Consider the following 23,689-nt stretch of genomic DNA (forward strand, 5'->3'; position numbering starts at 1 on the left):
ACGGGAAAGGAGGGCGACCACGCATCATGGTTGATATCTGGCCCCGCGTCTCTGCTTCGCGCAAGAGCCATGGCGGCTACAGGCTGGTATCGGAGGGCAAAACCGGCGCCTCGCGCAACAGAACGATGGCGATGCGGCGATTGCCGGCCAAGGACGGATCGTCGGGGTACAGCGGATCCGACCCGGCCTTGCCGGACACCTGATAGACGCGGTCCGCATCCACACCGGCGTTCTGGAGGATCAGGCGCGAGGCATTGGCGCGCTCCGACGACAGGCTCCAGTCGCCCGGCGCGCTGGCCCGATTAGAGCCGGCCTGGGCGGACGTATGGCCGGTCACCGAAATGCGGTTCGGCAACTGGTTGATAACCCGCGAAACGGCCCGCAGCAGCAGCTGGGCCCGCGCATTGGGTCGTGCCGAGTTGTTGTCGAACATCGAGCGGCCTTCCTGATCGACCAGCTGGATACGCAGCCCCTCGGGCGTCTGGTCGATGATCAGCTGTTTCGACAGCTCCGCCAGTTCCGGCATGGACTGCATGGCCTGGCGCAGCGATTCGGCGGCCGAGGCGAACTGGGCGGCCTCGCGACGAGCGATCTCCTCGCGCAAGGCTTCTTCGCTGGCGGCGGCGAGGTTTGAGCTCTGGCCCGCGTCCTGCGGCGCGTCAGGTGGAGCCTCTGGGGCCAGTTCGGTCAGGACAGAGTTGCTGCCCGAGCTCTTGGCCCCGTCATCGCCCAGCGCTGTGCCACCCAGGATGCCGCCGGACCCGGATGTGGTCTGGGACACGCTGGCCGGTGCAAAATATTCGGCGATGCCCTTCTTCTGCTCCGGATCGGTCGTGTTGATCAGCCACATCAGAAGAAAGAAGGCCATCATCGCCGTCACGAAGTCGGCATAGGCGACTTTCCACGCGCCGCCGTGATGACCGCCGCCGACGACCTTCTTGACCTTCTTGATCATGATGGGGCGGTCGTTCAGAGCCATCGAGTCCCATGCCTTAACGCTGTTTGTTAGCCACACCATCGCGGGCGCGCGTTAAGAACCGGTTTGCAAATCGACCGACCAAGCGTCCGTGCGGCACCAAAGCCATTGCCGACGCATAGAGTGTCGCCTAGTCGTCGAGGCGTGACCGACCTGATCTCCGACAACTTCGACGCCGCTGCCTATCGAAAGGCCTTGGGCGGCTTTGCGACTGGCGTGTGTGTGGTGACGGCGCATACGGGGGAGGGGGCGTTCGGCATCACGGTCAACTCCTTCACCTCCGTGTCCCTGGACCCGCCGCTGATCCTGTGGTGCCTGGACCGCAAGTCGGAACGTCATGATGCGTTTGCGGCGGCTGAACGGTTCGCTGTTCACGTTCTGCCGGTCGAGGATCGGGAGATGTCTGACCGTTTCGCCTGGGGCGTCTGCCGTCTGTCGGCCGAAGAGTTCGACAGTTCCAGCGATGAACCGCCGCGGCTGCGCAACGCCCTGACCCGACTGGATTGCGACGTCCACGACCGGATCGTCATGGGCGATCACCTGACGATCGTCGGCGCTGTGCGACGGTTCGAGACACGACCGGGCGATGCACTGACCTATTACCGTGGCCGTTACGGCGAAGCGCGGGAGCCCTTGTCATGAAGATTGGGTTCGCAGGGCTGGGCGTCATGGGCGCCCCGATGGCTCGTCATCTGCTTCATGCAGGACATGAAGTAACGGGCTTCAACCGCTCGAACCACAAGGCGTCGCACTGGGCAGTGCTTACGGGTGGCCGATCTGTGGAGACGGTTCAGGTTGCGGCCGAGGGTGCCGAGGTCTTCATCCTGTGCGTCGGCAATGACGACGACGTGCGCCAAGTCGTGTCGCAGGCCTTGCCGCAGATGCAGCCCGATGGCGTCATCGTCGATCACACTACGACGTCCGCCGTGGTCGCGCGCGAGATGGCGGAGATGGCTTCGGCGTCCGGTCGCTTCTTCATCGACGCGCCGGTGTCCGGCGGTCAGGCCGGGGCCGAGAACGGTCAGCTCAGCGTCATGGCGGGTGGCGATGGCGACGCTCTGGCGCGGGTCGAACCGGTTCTGAAAGTCTATTCCAAGGCCATCAAGCACATGGGCCCGTCAGGCTCGGGCCAGTTGGCCAAGATGGTCAATCAGATCGCCATCGCGGGCGTCGTCCAGGGTCTGGCCGAGGCCGTCCATTTCGCCCAGTCCGCAGGGCTGGATCTCGACGCGGTCTACGATGCGATTTCCAAGGGCGCGGCCCAGTCCTGGCAGATGGACAATCGCTGGAAAACCATGGCGCGTGGAGAGTTCGACTTTGGCTTCGCGGTCGACTGGATGCGCAAGGATCTGGGCCTGGTTCTGGACGAAGCCCGGGCCAACGGTGCGCGGCTGGACATGACAGCCTTGGTTGATGGCTACTATGCCGAGGTTCAAGCCATGGGCGGAGCACGTTGGGACACGTCCAGTTTGGCAGCACGTCTTCAGACGACCAGCGACGCCTGAAACAGCCCAAGCCCAACCCCTCATTTCGCATAATATATCTTAGACGATAAATGTAAGCAGTGGCGAAGTGATGTTTCACACGCCTCGCTGAGCTCGTCGTGCTTCGCCAATCACCTGGCGCGGCCCTAGATGTGGATCACGCGTCCATAGGCATCCAGCGCAGCCTCGTGCATGGCTTCCGACATCGTCGGGTGCGGATAGACGATGCCGTGGATGTCCTCCTCGGTCGCCTCCATGGCGATGGCCGTGACATAGCCTTGGATCATCTCCGTGACCTCGGCCCCGATCATGTGGGCCCCGATCAGTGCGCCTGTCCTGGCGTCGAAGATCGTCTTGACGAAGCCGTCTGTGTCGCCTGACGCGATCGCCTTGCCGTTAACCTTGAACGGGAAGCGGCCAATCTTGACCTCGCGTTTGGCTTCCCGCGCGCCCTGCTCGGTCACGCCGACGGAGGCGACCTGAGGCTGGGCATAGGTGCAGCCGGCAATGGGCGAGTTGACGTTGGGAGATTTGAAGCCCGCGATGTGTTCGGCGGCGTGGATGCCTTCGTGCGACGCCTTGTGCGCGAGCCAGGGTGCCCCGGCGCAGTCACCGATGGCGTACAGCCCCTTCACATTGGTCTGGCAGTGGCCGTCGATGGTGATGTGGCCGCGGTCCATGTTGACGCCCAGCGCCTCCAGACCGATGCCATCGGTGTTGGCCGTGATGCCGACGGCCGAGATGCAGACCTCGGCCTCCAGCGTTTCGGCCTTTCCGCCCGCCTCAATGGCGACCTGCACGCCCTTGCCTGTCTTCGAGACCTTGGTGACCTTGCAGCCGGTGCGGAACGTCATGCCGCGTTTCTCGAAGGACTTCTGCGCGGCCTTGGAGACCTCTTCGTCCTCGACGGGCATGATGCGGTCAACTGCTTCCACTACCGTAACTTCCGCACCCAAGGCTCTGTAAAAGCTGCCGAATTCGATGCCGATGGCTCCAGATCCGATGACCACGATCGACTTGGGCATGGACTTGGGAGCCATCGCCTCGCGATATGCCCAGATGCGGTCGCCGTCGGCTTCCAGCCCGATCTGCGGGATGGCCTTGGCCCGGGCCCCGACGGCCAGCATGACCGCCTTGGCCTCGACCGTGCGAGAGCCGCCGGCCTTCAGATCGATCACGACCTTGGGGGCCGATGTCCCCTTCTCCAGCTTTGCGGAGCCTTCGATGACCTCGATCTTGTTCTTCTTCATCAGGAAGCTGACGCCGGCGTTCAGCTGTTTGGCCACGCCGCGCGAACGGGCGATGATGGCGTCGAAGTCGAAGCCGACCCTGTCGGCCGACAGGCCGTAATCCTTCAGATGGCTCAGGCTCTCGTACTTTTCGCCCGACTTGAGCAGCGCCTTGGTGGGAATACAGCCCCAGTTCAGACAGATGCCACCCAGGTTCTCGCGCTCGACGATGGCGACCTTCTGGCCCAGCTGGCTGGCGCGGATGGCGGCGACATATCCGCCGGGGCCGGAACCGATGACGATGAGGTCGAACTCTTGAGCCATGATCAGATCAGCTTTTCGATGTCGGCCGCGATGGCCGAGGGTTCAGTCTGCGGGGCATAGCGGGCGACCACCCTGCCCTCGCGGTCGGTCAGGAATTTCGTGAAGTTCCACTTGATGGCCTTCGAGCCCAGGAAGCCCTTCTTCTGCTCGGTCAGCCAGGCGTAAAGCGGGTGGCGGTTGGGGCCATTGACCTCGACCTTGTCGAACAAGGGAAACGAGACGTCGAAGTTTGTGGAACAGAAGGTGGCAATCTCGTCGGCCATGCCGGGCTCCTGCCGACCGAATTGGTTGCAGGGGAAGCCCAGAACCTCGAACGGCTGGTCCGCGAACTGACGGTGAAGGTCTTCCAGCCCCTTGTACTGGCCGGTGAAGCCGCACTTCGACGCCGTATTGACGATCAGCAGGGCGTGACCGCGAAACGCCTCCAGCGATCGCTCCGTCCCGTCGATGGCTTTCGCAGAGAAGTCGTAGACCGAGGTCATGACCGGCTCCCCTAGGCCAGCATGGTGACGGGGTCTTCGATCATCGGCTTGAAGGCCTGCAGGAAGCGCGCGCCCGTCGCGCCATCCACCACGCGGTGATCGCATGTCAGGGTGACCGTCATGACGGTGGCGACAGCAAGCTGGCCATTCCTGACGACCGGACGCTGCTCCCCTGCCCCCACGCTCATGATCGCGCCCTGAGGCTCATTGATGATCGAGCTGAACGATTTGATGCCGAACATGCCCAGGTTGGAGACGCTGAAGGTACCGCCCTGGAACTCCTCGGGCTTCAGCTTGCGGTCACGGGCGCGCTTGGCCAGGTCCTTGGACTCGGTCGCGATCTGAGACAGAGATTTGGTTTCGGCCTTGCGGATGATGGGGGTGATCAGGCCGCCGTCGATCGCCACCGCCATCGCCACATCGGCGTTGTGGTGCATGGCGATACCTTCGGGCGAATAGCTGGCATTAGCTTCTGGCACAGCCTTCAAGGCCATGGCGGCGGCCTTGATGACGAAGTCGTTGACCGAAACCTTGATGCCCTGCGGTTCCAGCATGGCATTGACCTTGGCCCGCGCGGCCAGCAGCGCATCGATCTCGACGTCGATGAACAGCGGGAAATGGGGCACCTGCTGGATGCTGTCGACCATGCGCCGGGCAATGGCCTTACGCATGCCGTCCAGCGGGATCAGGTCGTAGCTGCCGTCCGGAATACCCATCTGGGCCAGCGACTGGACCTTGCGCGGTTCAGCGGAGGAAGACGTGGCCGCGCCGGCGGTAGCAGGCTTGGCCGTGCCCTTGCCGGCCGCTTCCACATCACGACGAACTATGCGGCCGTGTGGACCCGAACCCGAGATCGACGCCAGATCGATGCCGTTCTGAGCCGCGATCCTGCGGGCCAGCGGCGAAGCGAACAGACGTCCGCCGTCTGCGGCCTTGGCAGGGGCTGGAGCCGTCGCAGACGCCGCAGGTAAGACGGCTTCAGCGGCCTTGACGCCATCAGAAGTCGCCACGGCCTGGCCACTCTCATGCCCGGCGGGGGCAGGCTCGGCCTTCTCCTTGGCGGGCGCAGCCTTAGGGGCCGGAGCGGCCTCACCGCCCTCGTCTTTCAGCCGCGCGATCGGCGTATTGACCTTCACGCCCTCGGAGCCTTCGGCCACCAGGATGTCGGTTATCTCGCCCTCGTCGACAGCTTCGACCTCCATGGTCGCCTTGTCGGTCTCGATCTCGGCGATAACGTCACCGGCCCTGACTACGTCGCCGACCTTGACGTGCCATTTGGCCAGAACGCCCTCTTCCATGGTGGGCGACAGGGCGGGCATCAGGATGTCGGTCATTGCACGGATCCCTTGGCGACGGGTTCGGCGACGGTCTGGACGTTGTCGGCCTTCACCACATCGGTGATGCCCTGAAGGATCCGGTTGTAGGCTTCACGCTCGTTGTGGCCGTGACGGACGGCATAGCCATGGGCCATGTGTCGCGCCGCAATCGCCAGCATCTCGCCGAACTTGAGCGGATCGCTGAAGGCGGGCTTCACCGACATGACCGGCTCGTTCTTCGACCACCACATGCGAATGATCTCGATGGCCTCGGGATCATTGGCAACGCTCTCAGGCGTCGTCAGCAAAAACTCGGATGCCTCGCTCATGCCATCACCGCCTTGACCGCTGCGATGATCTTGTCGGTACCCGGCAGAGACAGAGCCTCAAGGTTGGCGGCGTAGGGCAGCGGAACGTCCTCCTGATGCACCCGCAGCGGCGGCGCATCCAGATAGTCGAAGGCGTGTTCGATGACACGGGCGACGACCTCAGCCCCGACGCCCATGGGGCCCCAGCCTTCCTCGGCCGAGACAAGGCGGCTGGTCTTCTTGACGCTCTCAACGATGGTTTCGTGGTCCAGGGGTCGCAGGGTGCGCAGGTCGACGACCTCGGCCTCGATCCCCTCCTCCGCCAGCTTCTCGGCCGCCTGGAGGGCAAAGCCGACCATGCGGGCATGGGCGGTGATCGTGACGTCCTTGCCTTCGCGGCGGACCTTGGCCTTGCCGATCGGCACGACATAGTCCTCGACATCCGGCACATCGAACTCGAGCCCGTACATCATCTCGTGTTCCAGGAAGACGACGGGGTTGGGATCGCGGATCGCAGCTTTCAACAGGCCCTTGGCATCGGCGGCGTCGTAAGGAGCGACGACCTTCAGGCCGGGGACATTGGCGTACCAGCTGGAATAATCCTGGCTGTGCTGGGCCGCTACGCGGCTGGCGGCACCGTTCGGGCCGCGGAACACGATAGGAGCCTTGATCTGGCCGCCTGACATGTAAAGCGTCTTGGCCGCCGAGTTGATGATGTGGTCGATAGCCTGCATGGCGAAGTTGAACGTCATGAACTCGACGATCGGCTTCAGACCCGCCATCGCCGCGCCGACGCCCAGACCGGCGAAGCCGTGCTCGGTGATGGGGGTATCGACGACGCGCTGGTCGCCGAACTCCTGCAGCAGTTCGCGGCTGACCTTATAGGCCCCTTGGTACTGGGCGACCTCCTCGCCGATCAGGAAGACCTTGTCGTCGCGGCGCATTTCCTCGGCCATGGCGTCGCGCAGGGCATCGCGCACGGTCGTCTTGACCAGCTTGGCTTCCTCCGGAATTTCCGGATCGCGCAGCTCGACCTTGGGGGTCGCCGTCTGCGGCGGTGCCTTCTCCGGGTCGCCGGACTTCGCCTCATCCGCCTCCGGCTTGGCGACCGGCGCCTGAGCCGCTGCCGCATCCTCGGCGGTCTTGGAGGCCGGGGCGGCTGCGCCGTCCTCACCAGCCAGGCGTGCGATCGGCGTATTGACCTTCACGTTTTCGGAGCCTTCGGCGACGAGGATTTCCAGAACCTCGCCCTCGTCGACAGCCTCGACCTCCATGGTCGCCTTGTCGGTCTCGATTTCGGCGATGACGTCACCGGCCTTGACCGTATCGCCTGCCTTAATGTGCCACTTGGTCAGCGTGCCCTCTTCCATCGTGGGCGACAGCGCCGGCATGAGAATGTCGGTCACTGGGCAGCCTCCAAATAGACGTCGGTATACAGCTCGCTCGGATCCGGTTCCGGGCTTTCCTGGGCGAACTGGACGGCCTCGGCGACGATGGCCTTGATCTCGGCGTCGATGGCCTTGATCTCGTCCTCGGTCGCCTTGGCGTCGGCCAGCAGCTTCTTGACGTGGTCGATCGGGTCGCGGGTCGTCTTGACCTCGTCCACCTCTTCCTTGGTGCGGTACTTCGCCGGATCGCTCATGGAGTGGCCGCGATAGCGATAGGTCTTCACTTCCAGGATGAAGGGGCCGCCGCCGTCACGCGCGCGCTTGACCGCACGGGCCACCGCGTCACGCACGGCCAGCACATCCATGCCATCGACCTGTTCGCCCGGGATGCCGAAGCTGGCGCCGCGCTCGCTGAGCTGTGTCGTGGACGACGAGCGTTCGATGCTGGTCCCCATGGCGTACTGGTTATTCTCGATGATGTAGATGGCCGGCAGCTTCCACAGCTGCGCCATGTTGAAGCTCTCATAGACCTGGCCCTGGTTGGCCGCGCCGTCGCCGAAATAGATGAAGGCGACCGAGTCATCGCCGCGGTACTTGCCCGCAAAGGCCAGGCCGGTGCCCAGCGCGACCTGCGCGCCGACGATGCCATGTCCGCCATAGAAGCCGGTCGGCACGTCGAACATGTGCATCGAGCCGCCCTTGCCCTTGGACGAGCCGCCGATGCGGCCGGTCAGCTCGGCCATGACCTCTTTCGGGTCCATGCCGGCGGCCAGCATGTGGCCGTGGTCACGATAGCCGGTGATGATCTTGTCGTGGCCCTGTTTGACGCTCTCCTGAACGCCCACCGCCACGGCTTCCTGACCGATGTACAGGTGGCAGAAGCCGCCGATCAGGCCCATGCCGTACAGCTGCCCTGCCCGCTCCTCGAACCGACGGATCAGAACCATCTCGCGATAGAACCGAAGCAGGTCCTCCTTGGAGGCCGTCGGCGTATTGGGCAGCTTTTTCGGCGCAGTCTTGGCCGCGGGGGCTTTCGCCATCCGATATCTCCCGGCTGGACCCCGCCCCACGGTGGGTGTGGAGGTCTCTTGTCGTTACGTTAAGGGGCTTTAGCAGCCTTCGTTCCCGTAACGCAAAGACGCCCGGCGACGCTGTAACAATAGTTCAAGTGGGCGTGACGGCGGCCTTGGCGGCGGTGGCTTCGGGCTGTGGCGCGGAGACGCGGATCACATAGTCGCGCGGGTCCGCAAAGCCCAGAACGGCCCTCGCCCGCTCTTCCAGAAGGTCGCGGGACAGAGTGTCGGTGCGCAGATACTGGACCCGCACCTCCAGGTCACGGCGCTGTTCCATGACCTCGGCCAGTTGGGCCTGACGCTGGCGTAACAGAGCGTCCCGCTCCTGCCCACTCAGCAGGCCGCGCGACCCGGTCAGGGCCTGAACACCCAGATAGGCGATCAGAAACAACAGGACGGCGGACGGCAGGTACGGCTTCATACGCTCTGGCATTCGGGCCGCTCCTTCTGAGCGTGGGCACACGGTTGATCGTGTGTGACCGAAAATGCCTAACGAACCGTAGCTTGGCCGTAACTTCTGCCTATCGGTTCAACAGCATGCCGTCGCCGAAATAGACGCCCTGGTCGCCCAGCATTTCCTCGATGCGAAGGAGCTGGTTGTACTTGGCCGTGCGGTCCGAGCGGGCCAGAGACCCCGTCTTGATCTGTCCGCAGTTCGTGGCGACGGCCAGGTCGGCGATGGTTGAATCCTCGGTCTCGCCCGAGCGGTGGCTCATGACCGCAGTATAGCCCGCACGATGCGCCATATCGACGGCGTCCAGCGTCTCGGACAGCGTGCCGATCTGGTTGACCTTGACCAGGATGGAGTTGGCCAGGCCTTCGCCGATGCCGGCGGCCAGACGGGCCGGGTTGGTCACGAACAGGTCGTCGCCTACGATCTGGACGCGGTCCCCCAGACGGTCGGTCAGCAACTTCCAGCCGTCGAAGTCGTCCTCGGCACAGCCGTCCTCGATCGAAACAATGGGGAAGCGCTGGCACAGGTCCGCCAGATAGCCGACCATGGCGTCGGCCTCGAAGGTCTTGCCCTCGCCCGCCATGACGTATTTGCCGTCCTTGAAGAACTCCGTCGCGGCCACATCCAGCGCCAGATGGAAGTCTTCGCCGGCCAGATAGCCCGCCGCCTGACCGGCACGGGTGATGAAGCTCAGCGCCTCCTCGGCCGAGGCCAGGTTGGGGGCGAAGCCGCCTTCATCGCCGACATTGGTATTGTGACCTGCGTCCTTCAGCTGCGCCTTCAGGGCGTGAAAGATTTCCGAGCCCATGCGCAGGGCCTCGGAAAAGCTGTCGGCTCCGGTCGGAAGGATCATGAACTCCTGGATGTCGATCGGATTGTCGGCATGAGCTCCGCCGTTGATGATGTTCATCATCGGCGTCGGCAGGACACGGGCCGAAACCCCGCCCAGATAGCGATACAGCGGCAGGCCCGACGAGATCGCGCTGGCCTTGGCGCAGGCCAGGGACACACCCAGGATGGCGTTGGCCCCAAGCCGGCCCTTGTTGTTCGTCCCATCCAGCGCGATCAGGGCCTCGTCGATGCGGCGCTGATCCTCGGCGTCCATGCCGGACAGGGCGTCGAAGATTTCGCCGTTGACGGCATCCACCGCCTTGCCGACGCCCTTGCCGCCCCAGAGCGACTTGTCGCCGTCACGCAGTTCGACGGCCTCATGCGCCCCGGTCGAGGCCCCCGAAGGCACGGCGGCGCGGCCGAAGCTGCCGTCATCCAGAATGACATCCACCTCGACTGTCGGATTACCGCGGCTGTCAAGAATCTGGCGGGCGACGATGTCGGCGATGTCGGTCATGGGTCAGGCTCTGCTGTCAGGAAGGTCGCCGGGGTTTAGCGCAAGCCCCGGCGATACGCCAACCTCGAGGGTTGAAGCGTCAGGCGCAGCCTTCGACGTACTGGATGCTGGGCCCGCCGGCAGCGACGTACTGAACCGTGCCCTCGGGGCCGATGTGATAGCTGATGCCGCGCGCCGCCGGGTCTTGGACATAGCCCGCACCGCCGCCGCTGGCCCAGGCCGTGATATACTCCGCCGGGGCTGAACTGTATTTGTGGGGCGTGATCGACGCCGCATCGCCATAGGCGGTCTTGATCGCCGCGGCCTGATCGCCCACGCCGAAGCCGCGATCGGTCTTTACCGTCGCGCCCCGGCTCAGCCAGACGCTGGTGACCATCCCATTCTCGACCATGACCATCAGGCCGGTCGGGGCCTGCTCGGGGCGGAACAGGTCGCAGGCGGCGGGATCGGCTCCGCCGACCGATTCGGGCGAAGCATCCGGCCCGACGGCCGTCTCGAGCTCGGCGCGGGTCATGCCGATCCGGATATTGCCCCAGCCTGCGGGCGTCAGGGCATTGGCATCTACAACAGCGGCAGGCGCGTCCGGCGTCGCCACGGGCGGAGGCACCGCCTCGGTGGCGGCCTTCTCCGGCTCCGGTGCATTGCAGGCGGCCAGGCCGAGGACAGAGGCGGTCAGCAGGATGGAGCGGATCATGGACGATCTCCTTGAAGGTTCAGGAGGAGATCAAAGCACGAAAACGGCGCGCGGATGACCGCGCGCCGTGAAATCCGTCTGTCGCTCCGCTGATTCGCCAGCGGAACTTTCAGCCGAAGACCTCAGTCTTCCTTGGGCGTCAGCACCTGACGGCCGCGATAGGTGCCGGTCTTCAGGTCGATGTGGTGCGAACGACGCAGCTCGCCCGTGTCCTTGTCCTCGGTGTACGGGTTGGTACCCAGGGCGTCGTGGGCGCGGCGCATGTTGCGACGCGAGGGCGATACTTTGCGCTTCGGAACAGCCATGTCCGTCTCAATCTTCCAGGTCGGCGCCAGACTAGGCGCGAAAACAACAGCGGCGGCCCGAAAGAGCCGCCAGCGAGGGCGGGCTTATGCCCGAACACGCCGGGGAGTTCAAGCCTTGCGTTGCGCATCCCAGGCCGACCGCGTCAGGCCATAGAACAGACTATCGACCCAGACGTCGCCCACCTGCATCGTGCGCTCTGCACTGCCTGTCTTGGTAAAGCCCATCCGCTCCAGCAAACGGATCGATGCGTCATTGGCCGGGTCGACATCGGCCGTGATCTGATCGAACGAATGATGGGCGAACAGATGGTTGATCGCAGCCGTCAGAGCCTCACTGGCGAGACCCCTGCCCCAATGCGATGGATGCAGGATGTAGCCGATCTCCGGCGGGGCCCAGAAGCCGACCTTGCCGATGACTTCTCCGGCGCAATCGATGATGAAGTCGGGATGATCCGGACCGTTGGCGATCATGGCCGTCAGCCAGGCTTCGCTTTCCTCCAGCGTCTGGTGCGGAGGCGTGGCCCACCAGCGCATGGCGGCAACGTCTGACAGTACGGCATGAATACCCTCCAGATCGCTGGGCTCAGCCGTTCTTAGCGTCAGTCTGGGAGTGGTGATCTCCATGCAGGCGCACTGCCTGCGCCGGGGGTCACGGTCAAGGCTGCGACGCCAGGCTCTTTACCAGCACGACGAAGGCCAGATCGCTGCGTCGGGGAATGCCGAAGCGCGGGTCCGTCGCCGGAAAGGGCCGGGTCTCGCCGGTCAGGACGTAGCCGCGCCGCTGATACCATTCGATCAGTTCGCCACGCTGCACGATGACCGTCATCTCCATGCGTGTCGCGGCATAACGTATGCGGGCAAGCGTCTCGGCCTCCGCGATCAGCCGACGCCCCAGGCCCTGATCCTGCAGATCGGCCTGAACCGTAAGCATCCCCAGATAGGCCAGACCATTGCCCTTGTCGGTGACCTGAACGCAGCCGATCAACTCGCCGTCGCGCTCGGCCAGCAGGATGGTCTGGGCGGGATCGGCGACAGCCTCGTGCAAGGCCGCTTCGTCGATTCGCGCGGCGTCCAGAAGATCGGCCTCGTGGCTCCAGCCCTGACGCGCGCGGTCGCCGCGATAGGCGTGATGAACCAGCGGCTGGATCGACGGCACGTCGGCCGCCTGCGCCTCGCGAAAGAAGACCTCAGGCATGCAGCATGTCCGCCACGGCCTCGCCAATGGCCAGCGAACTGGTCAGGCCTGGGCTTTCTATACCGAACAGGGCGACCAGCCCCTCCAGCCCGTGGTCATCTCGTCCGCGCAGCTGAAAGTCCGGTTGCGGCTCGCCCGGCCCATGCAGCTTGGGCCGGATGCCGGCGTAGTCGGGCGTCAGCGCGCCCTCGGCCAGGCCGGGCCAGAAGCGGCGGATGTAATGCGCGAACTCGTCTGCCTTGGCGGGATCGACCGAATAGTCCTCGGTCTCGACATAGACCAGATCCGGCCCGAACACCGCCTGTCCGCCCAGGTCCTTGCGGTAGTGGGTGCCCAGCGCACCGGGGATCGGCGGCGGATAGATCAGCCGTTCGAACGGTGCCTTGCCGGTCAGGCGGAAATAGACGCCCTTGCCGAAATGGCCCTCAGGGATGCGGTCGGCAGGAAACCCGTCGATCCGAGCGGCCACGCCTTGCGCCTGCAACCCCGGCGCGGTGACCAGCAGGCGCGTCGTCAGGGTCGCCCCGGCCTCGCCTCCAGCGGTGATCGCGAAGCCGCCATCGGGCAGCGCCTCCGCCCGCTCGAACGGAGTGTTGACGACGACCGAGCCGCCCGCATCCTCGATCTCACCGACCAGGGCCAGCATATAGTCATGGCTGGCGAACAGGCCGCTCTCGGGCGACAGGATGGCGGCGTGGGCATTCAGGCCCGGCTCCAACGCCCGCGCCTGGGCCCCGGTCAGATGCTGCAGGCCCTCGACGCCATTGGCCGTGGCCTGCTGAAAGATCGCCTCGATCCGCTCGACCTCGGCCTCTTCGGTCGCCACGACCAGCTTGCCGCATTTGCGATAGTCGATCTTGTGGCCGTCCAGATAGGCATAGAGGGCCCGCCTGCCCTCGACGCAGAACCGCGCCTTAAGCGTGCCGATAGGGTAGTAAAGCCCGCCGTGGATGACCTCGCTGTTGCGCGAAGACACGCCCTGGCCGATGTGGCCTTCCTTCTCCAGCACCAGCACCGTCAGGCCCCGCTTCGCCAGAGCCCGCCCGCAAGCGAGGCCGACGGCACCGGCTCCGACCACTGTGGCGTCGAAGTCGAAGCTCACGGCCTTGGCCTATAAAGCTGGGCGGCCCGCGCCTCGAAACAGCGCATCAGCGACCCGACCGCGCGGTCGAAGTTGGCGTGCAGCATGGCGTCCAGCAGCCGGGTCTTGAAGGCGAAGTCGATCATGAACTCGACCCGCGTCCCCGCCGGATCGGCATGAAAGCTCCAGCGGTTGTTCAGATGCCTGAACGGCCCGCGGATCAGCCCGACCTCGACCACATTCGCATTGCGGTCATGCCGGACCCAGGTCGAAAACCGCTCCCGCAGAAACGAGAACCCGACCGCTGCTTCGGCATCCACCAAGCCGACGCCAGGTGCCTCCTCGCGGGGATTCCAGACCCGCATGCTGTTCACCCAGGGCACGAAGTCGGGATAGGCGCGCACATCGGCGACCAGAGCGGCCAGCTGCTCGGGCGTATACGGCAGGATGCGGGTGACGCGGTGGACGGCCAAATCAGGACGCCAAAGCCAATGTGAGAAACAGCCAGATAACAGGAAGAAACTGCAAACTGATCATCAAGGCCGACATCCGCTGATACCCCGCGAGGCGCACTAACAGACTGGCGATCGACGCCGCGAAAACCACCATGCACCAGACCACGAAACGCGGATCTTCCACCGTACTGCTCGCCACGAGTCCTGCCAACCAGAGGGGGCCGATGATGTTAGCGGCCGTCATCAAAAGCCCCAACGAAAACAATGGTGCCCAGAACGGGTCTTGGTTCTTCTCAAAGACCCCGCCTAGCCAAGCCTCTATTTTGATCACCGACGGTTCTGGCTTTCACGCGCCGCTTTCAACCGCGCGAAATCGTCGCCAGCATGGTGCGAACTGCGGGTCAGTGGGCTCGACGACACCATCAGGAAGCCCTTGGCGCGGGCGATGGCCTCATAGGCCTTGAACTCTTCGGGCGTGACGAAGCGCTCGATGGCGGCGTGTTTGCGGGTGGGCTGGAGGTACTGGCCGATGGTGATGAAGTCGACGCCGGCGGAGCGCATGTCGTCCATCACCTGCATGACCTCCTCCTTGGTCTCGCCCAGGCCGACCATGATGCCGGACTTGGTGAACTGGTTGGGGTCGCGCTCCTTGACCATCTGCAGCAGGCGCAGGGAGTGGAAGTAGCGGGCGCCGGGCCGGATCGTCAGATACAGCCGCGGCACGGTCTCCAGGTTGTGGTTGAAGACGTCCGGGGTCGCGTCGATCATCACCTCGGCCGCGCCGTTCTTGCGCAGGAAATCGGGCGTCAGGATTTCGATGGTGGTCTGCGGGGCCTGTCGTCGGATTTCGCGCACCACCTCGGCGAAGTGAGCGGCACCGCCGTCGTGGACGTCGTCGCGGTCCACCGAGGTGATGACGACGTGGTTCAGACCGAGTTGCGCCACCGCCAGCCCGACCTTGGCGGGTTCTTCCGGATCGAGCGCCTCAGGCAGGCCCGTCTTGACGTTGCAGAAGGCGCAGGCGCGCGTGCAGGTGTCACCCATGATCATCAGGGTGGCGTGCTTCTGGCTCCAGCACTCGCCGATGTTGGGACAGGCCGCCTCCTCGCAGACGGTGACGAGGCCCTTGTCCTTAACGATGGCCTTGGTGGCATTGTACTGGCCCGAGCCGGGGGCCTTGACCCGCAGCCAGTCGGGCTTTTTCAGCACGGCCGTCTCCGGCCGGTTCTGCTTTTCCGGGTGACGCAGTTCGGACGGCGTTTTCCTGAGGGTGTCGATCAGGGTGACCAAGGGCGTCGCGGCTCCGTCGCTGGGCGAGACCGCTATGTCGTCGTTCCGGACACGGAAGGCAAGGCAAGTGCGGCGCTCACGCAAGGTAACATATCTTTTCAAGCGCGGCCCGCCCCTCTAGTTTGCGCCGCTCGATACGAAGGCTGCGGGCCAACCGCATCCGCACGGAGGTGAGTTCTTGCGCGTACCCCTGGACCCCAAGCTCAAGCAGCAGTCGCTGTTCGATGCCCTGATCGCCGCCCGCGAGACCTATGGCGACAAGGAGATTCTGGAGGATCAGGACCGCAATCCCCTGACCTATACCGGCCTGATCCGCGCCGCCTTCGTGCTGGGCCGCAAGATCGCCGCCATGACGGCACCGTCCGAGCGAGTGGCCATCATGCTGCCCTCCAGCGTGGGCGGCGCGGTCACCTTCTTCGGCCTGCACGCCTACGGCCGCCAGCCGGTCATGCTGAACTTCACGGCAGGCGAACTGAACCTGAAGGCGGCGCTGAAGGCCGCGGGCGTCAGGAAGATCCTGACCGCCAAACGCTTCATCGATCAGGCCAAGCTGGACGACCTGGTCGCGGACCTGGCCACGGTGGCCGAGATCGTCTGGCTGGACGACGTCCGCAAATCCATCGGGCTGCAGGACAAGCTCTTCGGCCTGATGGCCGGGCTGATGCCGCGCCGCTTTCTGGTCAAGACCGCGCCCTCGTCACCGGGCGTGGTGCTGTTCACCTCCGGCAGTTTCGGAGCGCCCAAGGGCGTGGTGCTGAGCCAGTGGAACCTGGTCGCCAACTGCCGCCAGGTGAACCAGCATATTCCGCTGGACCCGGACTGGGTGATGTTCAACCCCCTGCCGACCTTTCACTGTTTCGGCCTGACCGGCGGTGTGCTGCTGCCGCTGTTCCAGGGATTGAAGGCGTTTCAGTATCCGTCGCCCCTGCACGCCAAGCAGATCGTCGAACTGCTGCCACAGGTGAAGGCTTCGATCCTGTTCGCCACGGACACCTTCCTGAACCAGTATGCGCGGGTGGCAGGGCCGGACGATTTCTCCAGCCTGAAGTTCGTGGTCGCGGGGGCCGAGCGCGTGCGCGACGAGACGCATCATCTGTTCAACACCCGCTTTCACGGTCTGAAGTTGCTGGAAGGCTATGGCGCGACGGAGACCTCGCCGGTCGCCGCCGTCAACCATCCAGACCGCAACCGGCCTGGCACCGTGGGCCAGATCTTGCCGGGCATGAACTGGCGCCTGGACGACGTGCCCGGCATCACCGAGGGCGGGCGGCTGTATCTGCAGGGCCCCAATGTCATGAGCGGCTATCTGTCGGCCAGCGATCCAAAGGTGATCGAGCCTCTGGACGGGGGCTGGCATGACACGGGCGACATCGTCTCCCTGGATGACGAAGGCTATATCGCCATCCTGGGTCGGGTGAAGCGGTTCGCCAAGATCGGCGGGGAGATGGTGTCCCTGACGGCCGTCGAAGGTCTGGCCTCGGCCGTCTGGCCTGAAAACCGGCATGCGGTCGTGTCGATCCCGGACAGCCGCAAGGGCGAAAAGCTGGTTCTGATGACCGACCGGATGGATGCCGAGGTCGCGCGCCTGACCGAATGGGCCCGGGAACATGGGGCCCCTGAACTGGCCGTCCCCAAGAAGATCATGCGTGTCGCCGAGGTCCCTGTGCTGGGTACCGGCAAGACCGACTATGTCGCCATCCAGAAACTGGTGGAATTGGACAAAGCCGCCTGAAGCTTCGCCTTGCCAAGTCCGGGTCTGCGGCTAGTGTTCCCTGATCAACAGGGACGCCTCTCATGAACACGACCAGTCTGACATCCTGGGCACCGCGCGTGCTCAGTGTCTTCCGTATCGTCGCGGGTCTGCTGCTGCTGCAGCACGGGACGCAGAAAATCCTGCACTTCCCGCCCGGCGGTCAGGGCGGCGGCATCGACCTGTCGACCCTGGCCGGGTGGTCGGGACCGATCGAGCTGGTCGGGGGCATCCTGATCATCCTGGGCCTGTTCACGCGCGGCACGGCCTTCATCCTGTCCGGCTTCATGGCCGTGGCCTACTGGATGGTGCATGCGCCCCAGAGCCCCTATCCCATCGTCAATCAGGGCGAATTGGCGGCGCTGTACTGCTTTGTCTTCTTCTATCTGATCTTCGCCGGGCCGGGCGAATGGGCGATCGACAATCTGCGTGGCAAGCGTCGCCGCTGACCGGATAGCCGCCGCCAGTTCGCCTGGCGGCGGCATGCGGCGTCTTTAGCCGAACAGCTTCTTGGCCACCTCGGCGATGTGGCGGCCCTGGTAGCGGGCGCCGTCCAGTTCGTTCTCACTGGGCATGCGCGAGCCGTCGCCATTGGTGATGGTCGTGGCCCCATAGGGCGAGCCGCCCGTGATCTCGTCGTTCCGCATCTGGCCCTGGAAGGAATAGGGCAGACCGGCCACCAGAATGCCGTGGTGCATCAGGGTCTGGATCATGCCGATCAGAGTGGTTTCCTGGCCGCCGTGCTGGGTCGCCGTGGCGGTGAAGACACCGCCGACCTTGCCCACCAGCTTGCCCTGGAACCACAGGCCTCCGGACTGATCCCAGAAGTTGCGCATCTGCGAGGCGACGGTGCCGAAGCGCGTGCCGGCCCCGACGATGATGGCGTCGTAATCGGCCAGATCCTCGACCTTGGCGATGGGCGCCGATTGATCCAGCTTGTAGCCGCTCGATTTGGCCAATTCGTCCGGCACGGTCTCGGCAACGCGCTTGATGTCGACCGTGGCCCCTTCAACCGAGCGTGCGCCCTCGGCGACCGCTTCGGCCATGGTTTCCAGATGGCCATAGGTGGAATGATAAAGGACCAGAACCTTGGGCATTTCGCTCTCCGCTTGGACGGCGCGCCAATCCGCAACCGCATCGGTAGCGGATATAACCCTGCCCTTCTGGATTTCAAGCCACGCCGTGCGGCAACGGGCAGACGCGCTGATAGAATGCCAAATCCGCCGGCGTCCGTTCCCCGCGCAATAGCCGAAAGCGATGCTCGACGACCATGGCCTGCTGTTCGATGTTCAAGGCATCCCAGCGGCAGTCGTTACCGACTGCGTATCGATACGAGTCCGCACGGTCCCCCGCCCTCAGCTTGGCTGTCAGCAGGTTGACCCCGGTCTGGGCCTGCCAGACGTGGACGAGTTCATGGACCAGTACGCCCTGAAGTCTCAGGGGGGCTGTAGCAAAGTCCCGGGGCAGTTGCCGCGCCGGCCAGGCGATCCAGTCGCGGCCAAACCATCGACCGGGCACGAAGGCGCGGTCGAAAGGCCACGGGGTGGGGAAGAACCGGACCGTGTCGAGCCGAACCGCGTCACCCAGCGCCTCTCGCGCCAACCTCCGCTCCCCCGGGGTCAGGCACCGTATCACGGCGCGCCGCTCTCGCCGGTGGGGCCGATCCATTCCCAGTGCCAGGGCTCGAAGGCGTAAGGCACGAAGCCGAAGCGCCGGGCATTGCGGACCAGCCACATGTAGGTCTGGGTCTGGCTCATGGCCGCACGGCTGGCCGGGCTGGTGTTGTCGACACCCAGACCGGGGGCTTGGCCGACATAGAGGTCAACGGCGGTGCCTGTGCGATGGGCGGAACAGACCGCGCGCCTCAGGCCGTCGCAATTGCCCTGGGCCGCGCAGCGGGCGGCGTCGGCTTCGGGGTCGCGGAAGCCGGAGAAGATCTGCAGCAGTTCGGGATTGGCCGCGACCTCGGGCACCTCGCGCCGGGCGGCCTGGACCATCCGGCGATAGGCGACCAGCACGTCGCGGCGCAGCAGGCGGGTCAGGCGGTCGGCATGTTCCTCTTCCTCGACCAGATAGCCCAGATCGGACAGGGGCGGCGGAGCCGGGCAAGGCTCTCCCCTCACCCGCGCCATGATGAAGGGGCGGCGCTCCTGCCAGAGGCCCTTGAAGACCTGAAAGGCCGCGTCGTCGAAGATGCCGTTGGCGATGAGTCCCCGCTGCGACTGGAACTGCGCCAGGGCCTGGGCGAAGCGGACCGTGCCGACGTCGCAACGGGTACCGATCTCCTGCTGGATCAGGGGCACATAGGTCTGCCAGCCCCACTCCATCTGGTTGAAAGGCGTCCATTCCAGCGAGTTGACCGAGATGAAGTTGGCGAAGGCCGCGCCGTCCCAGTCCGGAGAGGTCGCCTCGCAGGCCTCGGCCAGATCGCGCAGCTGATCGCGGGTCTGGGCCGCGACCGGCTGGGCCGCAAAGATCAGACACAGGGCGGCCAGCAGGCCGGGCACGAGGCGAGTCCACATGGCAGGCATGCTGACCCTAGGCCTGTGGCGGCGGCAAGGCCATTTCCGCGCTGCCGATGACGAAAGCGTCACCGCCCGTCTCGCGCCCTGCCCGCAAAGACGGCATGGTGCGACAGGCCGATTCACCGGCTTTCCAGATGGACCCGTCCATGACCGACGCCCCCGTCGCCTCCCCTGCCGCCACAGCCGCTGCGCCCCGTCGCAGCAATGGCGTGCTGGCCGCCTTCTCCGCCGCCTGCCTGCCCTATGCGGCGCTGGGCCTGCCGGTCTATGTGACCCTGCCGGAGTTCTATGCCAGCCATGTGGGCGTCGACCTGGCCGTGGTCGGGCTGATCTTTCTGATCATCCGGATGGCCGACATCGTCGTCGATCCGGCGCTGGGGATGGTCATCGATCGGACCCACAGCCGGTTCGGCCGCTATCGCCTGTGGATGGGGCTGGCGGCACCGGTGCTGATGCTGGCGGTCGGCACGCTGTTCATGGCGCGGCCCGGCGCGGGACCGGCCTATCTGACCATCTGGCTGGTGGTGCTGTCGCTCGGCTTCTCGGTCAGCCTGCTGTCGCAGGTCAGCTGGGCCTCCGCGCTGTCATCGGACTACAACCAGCGCTCGCGCATCTATGGCTGGTGGCAGACGGCAAATATTATTGGCGTGCTGGCAGTCCTGCTGGTGCCCGTGCTGGTTCAGAACATGGGCTGGGGCGACTATGCGCGGGCGGTGCAGTGGCAGGGGTGGTTCATCATCATCGCCCTGCCCGTCTCGCTGGCCATCACCTTTGCCTTCACGCCCGAGCCGCCGCCCGGACCGGCCACCGCCGCCGAGACGCGGTTCGGCTATCTGGCCCTGTTCAAGCGGCCCGTGATCCAGCGGCTGCTGGGGGCGGACCTGGCGCTGGGCATCGCCCGGGGCGTGGTCGGGGCGCTGTTCTTCTACTTCTTCGAGGCGGCGCGGGGGTTCGAGCGGGCGGAGACCTCGATCCTGCTGCTGGTCTATTTCGTCTTCGGCCTGTTCGGCGCCCCGGCCTGGAGCTGGTTGGCGGTGCGGCTGGGCAAGCACAAGGCGCTGATCTGGGCCTGCGTCTATTTCGCCGTGACCCTGATGTTCGCCGCCTTCCTGGCCCCCGTGCTGGTCGAGCCGGCACGATCGGCGCTGGAGGCCATGAGTGGCAATCCGGCCCCCTATGCGGACCTGCTGATGGCCGGGGCGATGGTGGCGCTGGTGGGGTTGGCCTTCGCCTCGGGCGACCTGCTGCTGCGGGCGATGATGGCGGACGTCAGCGATCAGGTGCGGCTGGATGACGGGGCGGACCGGACCGGCCTGCTGTTTTCCATCCTGACGGCGACGTCGAAGCTGGGCTATGCGGTCTCGGTCCTGACGTTCGCGGGCCTGCAGATGGCCGGGTTCGATCCGGGCCTGGGCGGGCAGAATTCTGGCCCGGCCCTGATGTGGCTGCAGATCATGTTCGCCGGCCTGCCCGCGCTGTGCCTGCTGCTGGCGGCGGTGGCCCTGCATCGCTATCCGCTGGATCAGGCGCGCCATGCCGAGATCCGGGCGGCGCTGGACGCGAAGGCGCAGGGATGAGCACTCCAATCGACCGCCTGAACGCCATCATGGCCCGGCTGCGGGCCCCCGTGGGCGGCTGTCCGTGGGACGTGGAGCAGACGTTTGCCACCATCGCCCCCTATACGATCGAGGAGGCTTATGAGGTCGCCGACGCGATCGAGCGCGGGGACCATGACGACCTGAGGAGCGAGCTGGGCGACCTGCTGTTCCAGGTCGTCTTCCACGCCCGCATGGCCGAGGAACAGGGACTGTTCGTCTTCGACGATGTCGCCAACGCCATGGCCGACAAGCTGGAGCGGCGCCATCCGCATGTGTTCGGGGACGAGGCGGCCAAGGCGGACGGGGTGGCCCAGAAGGCGCGGTGGGAGGACATCAAGGCAGCCGAGCGGGTGGCGAAGGCGCAAGTTGGCGTGCTGGATGATGTCCCCGTCGGCTTGCCCGCCCTGGCCCGCGCGGCCAAGCTGACCAAGCGGGCGGCCCGCGTCGGCTTCGACTGGCCCAGCACCTCCGAGGTCTTCGACAAACTGGACGAGGAGGTCGCCGAACTGCGGGTCGAGATCGCCGCCGGCGACCTGGACAAGGCGCGCGAGGAGATGGGCGACCTGCTGTTCGTCGTCGCCAACCTGGCGCGCAAGCTGGGGGTCGAGCCCGAGGACGCCCTGCGCGGGGCCAATGCCAAGTTCGTGCGCCGCTTCGGCTTCATCGAGGCGGAGCTGGCAAAGGATGGGCGCACGCCGGAGCAGAGCGACCTGGCCGAGATGGACGCCCTGTGGGACGCGGCCAAGGCGGCGGAGCGGGCGCTCTGAAGGTCGTCCTGTAACCTGACCGGCGGTAGCGCCGAATAGCCGGGTATGAGCCAGCCGACTGATCCGATCCCAACCGCATCAGTGCGCCGTCGACGGTTCCCGTCGCTGCGCCTGCTCGGATTGGGCGCAGCCGTCGCGGTGGCGACAACGGTCGGGGCTGTATCTGTGGCTCCAGCGAGGCCGGAGGCGTCGCCGCCCCCTCCGACCGAACTGACCGTCGTGGAACTGTTCACCAGTCAGGGCTGCTCATCCTGCCCGCCGGCCAATGCCAATCTGTTGCGGCTATCCGGCCGCCCGGACATTCTGGCGCTCAGTTTCGGCGTGACCTACTGGGACCAGCTGGGGTGGCGCGACACCTTTGCCCAGCCGGCCTTCACCGCCCGCCAGCGCGACTATCAGCGAGGCCTGGGCAACGGCAACGTCTGGACGCCGCAGATCGTCGTCGATGGCCGCGAAGACGTCGTGGGCGGGCGCATGAGCGAGATCGAGCGGGAGATCGCGCGGCACCGCGCCTTCACCGGGCCCACTATCCGCTTTCAGGGCCGAGGAGTCGGCCTGGCGGGCGGCGAGGCACCACGTCAACCGGCCGATGTCTGGCTGGTCCGCTATGAGCCCCGACCGATCGAGGTGCCGGTGGCGCGGGGCGAGAATACCGGCCGCACCCTGCCCCACGCCAATGTCGTGCGCGAACTGGTGAAACTGGGCCAATGGCGGGGCCAGACGGTCGGCTTTGCCACGCCCGTGTCGGGCCGACCCGGCATGCGCACGGCCATATTGGTTCAGGCTACGTCGGGCGGCCCGATCCTGGCAGCGGCCCGGCAGGGATAGCGGTCGACGATCGGAGGCCGCCCCTAAGCCTGAGCTATGATTTGGACTCCGGAAAAACCGGGTGCAAGGAGTCCAATCCGTGAGGTTCCACCTCTGAACCTTCGGCCATCGCATTCAGATCGTTGGTGTTTTCGTCTTCTACCGCGAACAGGGTCAGCGGGTCGCGACTGGACTCGATCTGCGGGGTCACGATGTCGGGCAGCTCGGCCATGACGTGGGCGCGGGCCTTGTCGGCGAGGCGGTCGTAGACGCGCAGCCAGGTCGAGGCCTCGGACGCGCGGCCCGTGCCCAGGGCGCGGCGGATGTTCAGAAAGGCCTCCTGGGCCAGGTCGGCGAAGCTGACGGCGTCGTCGGGATGGTATTCGCCGGGCTCGGGCGGGGCGTCACAGGTAGGCTGATCCATCCGCCGCCAGCCCCCGACCCGCGCATGCAGCCGGAACGAACTGAGCGACATGCCGTACCGCTGACAGATATGCGTCGCCTTCACGCCCGCCAGATACTCCCGCCGCGCATGATCCCAGACATTGCCGCCGTCCTCATCGTAGTCGGCGGGATTGATTTGCGTGCTCATCGACATGGAGAGCAGTCTGGCATGCGGGTACGTCAGAAACGGTCGTGGCTGTGGCAGGACCGCTCTTCAGTTCGCTAGTGCGGCTAACAGCGGAGGCAGCCAATGTCCGCTATGGGTGGGAACTGACGTAGGCTCCGGCTTGGAGAGCAGACCCATATTGAAGGCAGCGCGGTCGATCGTTCGCTGGACGCGCGTCGTGGCCGCAGGCTAGTCTGCCCACTCTCGACGACGCTAGGCATTCACGGCAG

Annotated in this window: 28 protein-coding genes; 7 read left to right on the forward strand and 21 right to left on the reverse strand. The window is 65.5% G+C overall.

Features of this window, described 5'->3' with window-relative positions:
* Positions 1–76: 76 nt before the first annotated feature.
* Complete coding sequence (locus JHC81_RS00335; protein WP_292169347.1) at positions 77–979, reverse strand: flagellar motor protein MotB; 903 nt, start codon at positions 977–979, stop codon at positions 77–79.
* A 141-nt stretch (positions 980–1,120) separates the two neighbouring features.
* Here JHC81_RS00335 and JHC81_RS00340 point away from each other — a divergent pair, with 141 nt between their 5' ends.
* Together JHC81_RS00340 and JHC81_RS00345 are read left to right on the forward strand one after the other, a co-directional pair.
* Positions 1,121–1,618: a flavin reductase family protein gene (locus JHC81_RS00340; protein ID WP_292169349.1), complete on the forward strand. Its 498-nt coding sequence runs from the start codon at positions 1,121–1,123 to the stop codon at positions 1,616–1,618.
* Positions 1,615–2,481, forward strand: a complete 867-nt coding sequence (locus JHC81_RS00345; RefSeq protein ID WP_292169350.1) for an NAD(P)-dependent oxidoreductase — start codon at positions 1,615–1,617, stop codon at positions 2,479–2,481. The genes JHC81_RS00340 and JHC81_RS00345 overlap by 4 nt, the downstream gene beginning before the upstream one ends.
* A 125-nt stretch (positions 2,482–2,606) precedes the next feature.
* On the opposite strand, the gene lpdA is transcribed toward JHC81_RS00345, so the two are convergent.
* The 16 genes from lpdA to lipA all read right to left on the reverse strand — a co-directional run bounded on the left by lpdA (position 2,607) and on the right by lipA (position 15,402).
* Entirely contained in the window at positions 2,607–4,013 is a 1,407-nt protein-coding gene (lpdA, locus tag JHC81_RS00350) for a dihydrolipoyl dehydrogenase (protein WP_292169352.1), read from the reverse strand.
* Between the two features lie 2 nt (positions 4,014–4,015).
* The gene (locus JHC81_RS00355) at positions 4,016–4,495 is read right to left on the reverse strand and encodes a glutathione peroxidase (RefSeq protein WP_292169354.1); all 480 of its coding nucleotides are present in this window, start codon (positions 4,493–4,495) and stop codon (positions 4,016–4,018) included.
* 11 nt (positions 4,496–4,506) lie between these two features.
* Entirely contained in the window at positions 4,507–5,829 is a 1,323-nt protein-coding gene (locus tag JHC81_RS00360) for a pyruvate dehydrogenase complex dihydrolipoamide acetyltransferase (RefSeq protein WP_292169355.1), read from the reverse strand.
* Positions 5,826–6,140 carry a DUF5076 domain-containing protein gene (locus JHC81_RS00365; protein WP_292169357.1) on the reverse strand — a complete coding sequence of 105 codons (315 nt, stop codon included), beginning with the start codon at positions 6,138–6,140 and terminating at the stop codon, positions 5,826–5,828. The genes JHC81_RS00360 and JHC81_RS00365 overlap by 4 nt, the downstream gene beginning before the upstream one ends.
* Positions 6,137–7,525, reverse strand: a complete 1,389-nt coding sequence (locus JHC81_RS00370; protein ID WP_292169359.1) for a pyruvate dehydrogenase complex E1 component subunit beta — start codon at positions 7,523–7,525, stop codon at positions 6,137–6,139. The genes JHC81_RS00365 and JHC81_RS00370 overlap by 4 nt, the downstream gene beginning before the upstream one ends.
* A complete protein-coding gene (gene pdhA, locus JHC81_RS00375) occupies positions 7,522–8,547 on the reverse strand; it encodes a pyruvate dehydrogenase (acetyl-transferring) E1 component subunit alpha (RefSeq protein WP_292169360.1) in 1,026 nt (341 codons plus the stop codon). Before pdhA ends, JHC81_RS00370 begins: the two co-directional genes overlap by 4 nt.
* A gap of 124 nt (positions 8,548–8,671) precedes the next feature.
* A complete protein-coding gene (locus JHC81_RS00380) occupies positions 8,672–9,013 on the reverse strand; it encodes a septum formation initiator family protein (protein WP_292169362.1) in 342 nt (113 codons plus the stop codon).
* 88 nt (positions 9,014–9,101) lie between these two features.
* On the reverse strand, positions 9,102–10,382 hold the full coding sequence (gene eno / locus JHC81_RS00385) for a phosphopyruvate hydratase (protein WP_292169364.1): 1,281 nt from the start codon (positions 10,380–10,382) through the stop codon (positions 9,102–9,104).
* Between the two features lie 79 nt (positions 10,383–10,461).
* Positions 10,462–11,076 (reverse strand): hypothetical protein, encoded by a 615-nt coding sequence (locus JHC81_RS00390; protein WP_292169366.1) that lies wholly within the window; start codon positions 11,074–11,076, stop codon positions 10,462–10,464.
* Between the two features lie 122 nt (positions 11,077–11,198).
* Positions 11,199–11,381: a 50S ribosomal protein L32 gene (gene rpmF / locus JHC81_RS00395; protein WP_029416334.1), complete on the reverse strand. Its 183-nt coding sequence runs from the start codon at positions 11,379–11,381 to the stop codon at positions 11,199–11,201.
* A gap of 108 nt (positions 11,382–11,489) precedes the next feature.
* Positions 11,490–12,005: a GNAT family N-acetyltransferase gene (locus JHC81_RS00400; RefSeq protein ID WP_292169368.1), complete on the reverse strand. Its 516-nt coding sequence runs from the start codon at positions 12,003–12,005 to the stop codon at positions 11,490–11,492.
* Positions 12,006–12,036: 31 nt separating this feature from the next.
* Positions 12,037–12,576 carry a GNAT family N-acetyltransferase gene (locus tag JHC81_RS00405; protein ID WP_292169369.1) on the reverse strand — a complete coding sequence of 180 codons (540 nt, stop codon included), beginning with the start codon at positions 12,574–12,576 and terminating at the stop codon, positions 12,037–12,039.
* Positions 12,569–13,678 carry an NAD(P)/FAD-dependent oxidoreductase gene (locus JHC81_RS00410; protein WP_292169372.1) on the reverse strand — a complete coding sequence of 370 codons (1,110 nt, stop codon included), beginning with the start codon at positions 13,676–13,678 and terminating at the stop codon, positions 12,569–12,571. Before JHC81_RS00410 ends, JHC81_RS00405 begins: the two co-directional genes overlap by 8 nt.
* Positions 13,675–14,130 carry a type II toxin-antitoxin system RatA family toxin gene (locus JHC81_RS00415; RefSeq protein WP_292169373.1) on the reverse strand — a complete coding sequence of 152 codons (456 nt, stop codon included), beginning with the start codon at positions 14,128–14,130 and terminating at the stop codon, positions 13,675–13,677. Before JHC81_RS00415 ends, JHC81_RS00410 begins: the two co-directional genes overlap by 4 nt.
* A gap of 1 nt (position 14,131) precedes the next feature.
* Positions 14,132–14,443 carry a hypothetical protein gene (locus tag JHC81_RS00420; RefSeq protein ID WP_292169375.1) on the reverse strand — a complete coding sequence of 104 codons (312 nt, stop codon included), beginning with the start codon at positions 14,441–14,443 and terminating at the stop codon, positions 14,132–14,134.
* Positions 14,440–15,402 carry a lipoyl synthase gene (lipA, locus tag JHC81_RS00425; protein ID WP_292169377.1) on the reverse strand — a complete coding sequence of 321 codons (963 nt, stop codon included), beginning with the start codon at positions 15,400–15,402 and terminating at the stop codon, positions 14,440–14,442. The genes JHC81_RS00420 and lipA overlap by 4 nt, the downstream gene beginning before the upstream one ends.
* A 178-nt stretch (positions 15,403–15,580) precedes the next feature.
* Here lipA and JHC81_RS00430 point away from each other — a divergent pair, with 178 nt between their 5' ends.
* The gene (locus JHC81_RS00430) at positions 15,581–17,134 is read left to right on the forward strand and encodes an AMP-binding protein (RefSeq protein WP_292169379.1); all 1,554 of its coding nucleotides are present in this window, start codon (positions 15,581–15,583) and stop codon (positions 17,132–17,134) included.
* A gap of 62 nt (positions 17,135–17,196) precedes the next feature.
* Positions 17,197–17,601, forward strand: coding sequence for a DoxX family protein (locus JHC81_RS00435; RefSeq protein WP_292169381.1), 405 nt, complete (start codon positions 17,197–17,199; stop codon positions 17,599–17,601).
* A 45-nt stretch (positions 17,602–17,646) separates the two neighbouring features.
* Here the strand turns inward: JHC81_RS00435 and wrbA are convergent, their stop codons facing one another.
* The 3 genes from wrbA to JHC81_RS00450 form a co-directional block, all read right to left on the reverse strand.
* On the reverse strand, positions 17,647–18,249 hold the full coding sequence (gene wrbA, locus JHC81_RS00440; protein ID WP_292169383.1) for an NAD(P)H:quinone oxidoreductase: 603 nt from the start codon (positions 18,247–18,249) through the stop codon (positions 17,647–17,649).
* 73 nt (positions 18,250–18,322) lie between these two features.
* Positions 18,323–18,754: a hypothetical protein gene (locus JHC81_RS00445; RefSeq protein WP_292169385.1), complete on the reverse strand. Its 432-nt coding sequence runs from the start codon at positions 18,752–18,754 to the stop codon at positions 18,323–18,325.
* 29 nt (positions 18,755–18,783) lie between these two features.
* On the reverse strand, positions 18,784–19,674 hold the full coding sequence (locus JHC81_RS00450) for a D-alanyl-D-alanine carboxypeptidase family protein (RefSeq protein ID WP_292169387.1): 891 nt from the start codon (positions 19,672–19,674) through the stop codon (positions 18,784–18,786).
* A 149-nt stretch (positions 19,675–19,823) separates the two neighbouring features.
* Between JHC81_RS00450 and JHC81_RS00455 the strand changes: the two genes are divergently transcribed.
* The 3 genes from JHC81_RS00455 to JHC81_RS00465 are packed head-to-tail and all read left to right on the forward strand — an operon-like array spanning position 19,824 to position 22,870.
* Positions 19,824–21,254, forward strand: a complete 1,431-nt coding sequence (locus tag JHC81_RS00455) for an MFS transporter (RefSeq protein WP_292169388.1) — start codon at positions 19,824–19,826, stop codon at positions 21,252–21,254.
* Complete coding sequence (mazG, locus tag JHC81_RS00460; RefSeq protein ID WP_292169390.1) at positions 21,251–22,042, forward strand: nucleoside triphosphate pyrophosphohydrolase; 792 nt, start codon at positions 21,251–21,253, stop codon at positions 22,040–22,042. The genes JHC81_RS00455 and mazG overlap by 4 nt, the downstream gene beginning before the upstream one ends.
* Before the next feature lie 45 nt (positions 22,043–22,087).
* Positions 22,088–22,870: a thioredoxin family protein gene (locus JHC81_RS00465; RefSeq protein WP_292169392.1), complete on the forward strand. Its 783-nt coding sequence runs from the start codon at positions 22,088–22,090 to the stop codon at positions 22,868–22,870.
* Positions 22,871–22,904: 34 nt separating this feature from the next.
* Here the strand turns inward: JHC81_RS00465 and JHC81_RS00470 are convergent, their stop codons facing one another.
* Complete coding sequence (locus JHC81_RS00470) at positions 22,905–23,441, reverse strand: hypothetical protein (protein ID WP_292169393.1); 537 nt, start codon at positions 23,439–23,441, stop codon at positions 22,905–22,907.
* Positions 23,442–23,689 lie beyond the last annotated feature (248 nt).

It is taken from the genome of Brevundimonas sp., from assembly GCF_016463295.1.
Classification (GTDB): Bacteria; Pseudomonadota; Alphaproteobacteria; order Caulobacterales; family Caulobacteraceae; genus Brevundimonas.

What these genes read in the sequence shown, in the direction of transcription:
- JHC81_RS00335 (WP_292169347.1), bottom strand. Translation starts at nt 979, where the DNA reads ATGGCTCTGAACGACCGCCCCATCATGATCAAGAAGGTCAAGAAGGTC.
- JHC81_RS00345 (WP_292169350.1), top strand. Translation starts at nt 1,615, where the DNA reads ATGAAGATTGGGTTCGCAGGGCTGGGCGTCATGGGCGCCCCGATGGCT.
- lpdA (WP_292169352.1), bottom strand. Translation starts at nt 4,013, where the DNA reads ATGGCTCAAGAGTTCGACCTCATCGTCATCGGTTCCGGCCCCGGCGGA.
- JHC81_RS00355 (WP_292169354.1), bottom strand. Translation starts at nt 4,495, where the DNA reads ATGACCTCGGTCTACGACTTCTCTGCGAAAGCCATCGACGGGACGGAG.
- JHC81_RS00360 (WP_292169355.1), bottom strand. Translation starts at nt 5,829, where the DNA reads ATGACCGACATCCTGATGCCCGCCCTGTCGCCCACCATGGAAGAGGGC.
- JHC81_RS00365 (WP_292169357.1), bottom strand. Translation starts at nt 6,140, where the DNA reads ATGAGCGAGGCATCCGAGTTTTTGCTGACGACGCCTGAGAGCGTTGCC.
- pdhA (WP_292169360.1), bottom strand. Translation starts at nt 8,547, where the DNA reads ATGGCGAAAGCCCCCGCGGCCAAGACTGCGCCGAAAAAGCTGCCCAAT.
- JHC81_RS00380 (WP_292169362.1), bottom strand. Translation starts at nt 9,013, where the DNA reads ATGCCAGAGCGTATGAAGCCGTACCTGCCGTCCGCCGTCCTGTTGTTT.
- eno (WP_292169364.1), bottom strand. Translation starts at nt 10,382, where the DNA reads ATGACCGACATCGCCGACATCGTCGCCCGCCAGATTCTTGACAGCCGC.
- JHC81_RS00390 (WP_292169366.1), bottom strand. Translation starts at nt 11,076, where the DNA reads ATGATCCGCTCCATCCTGCTGACCGCCTCTGTCCTCGGCCTGGCCGCC.
- rpmF (WP_029416334.1), bottom strand. Translation starts at nt 11,381, where the DNA reads ATGGCTGTTCCGAAGCGCAAAGTATCGCCCTCGCGTCGCAACATGCGC.
- JHC81_RS00400 (WP_292169368.1), bottom strand. Translation starts at nt 12,005, where the DNA reads ATGGAGATCACCACTCCCAGACTGACGCTAAGAACGGCTGAGCCCAGC.
- JHC81_RS00405 (WP_292169369.1), bottom strand. Translation starts at nt 12,576, where the DNA reads ATGCCTGAGGTCTTCTTTCGCGAGGCGCAGGCGGCCGACGTGCCGTCG.
- JHC81_RS00435 (WP_292169381.1), top strand. Translation starts at nt 17,197, where the DNA reads ATGAACACGACCAGTCTGACATCCTGGGCACCGCGCGTGCTCAGTGTC.
- wrbA (WP_292169383.1), bottom strand. Translation starts at nt 18,249, where the DNA reads ATGCCCAAGGTTCTGGTCCTTTATCATTCCACCTATGGCCATCTGGAA.
- JHC81_RS00450 (WP_292169387.1), bottom strand. Translation starts at nt 19,674, where the DNA reads ATGTGGACTCGCCTCGTGCCCGGCCTGCTGGCCGCCCTGTGTCTGATC.
- JHC81_RS00455 (WP_292169388.1), top strand. Translation starts at nt 19,824, where the DNA reads ATGACCGACGCCCCCGTCGCCTCCCCTGCCGCCACAGCCGCTGCGCCC.
- mazG (WP_292169390.1), top strand. Translation starts at nt 21,251, where the DNA reads ATGAGCACTCCAATCGACCGCCTGAACGCCATCATGGCCCGGCTGCGG.
- JHC81_RS00465 (WP_292169392.1), top strand. Translation starts at nt 22,088, where the DNA reads ATGAGCCAGCCGACTGATCCGATCCCAACCGCATCAGTGCGCCGTCGA.
- JHC81_RS00470 (WP_292169393.1), bottom strand. Translation starts at nt 23,441, where the DNA reads ATGAGCACGCAAATCAATCCCGCCGACTACGATGAGGACGGCGGCAAT.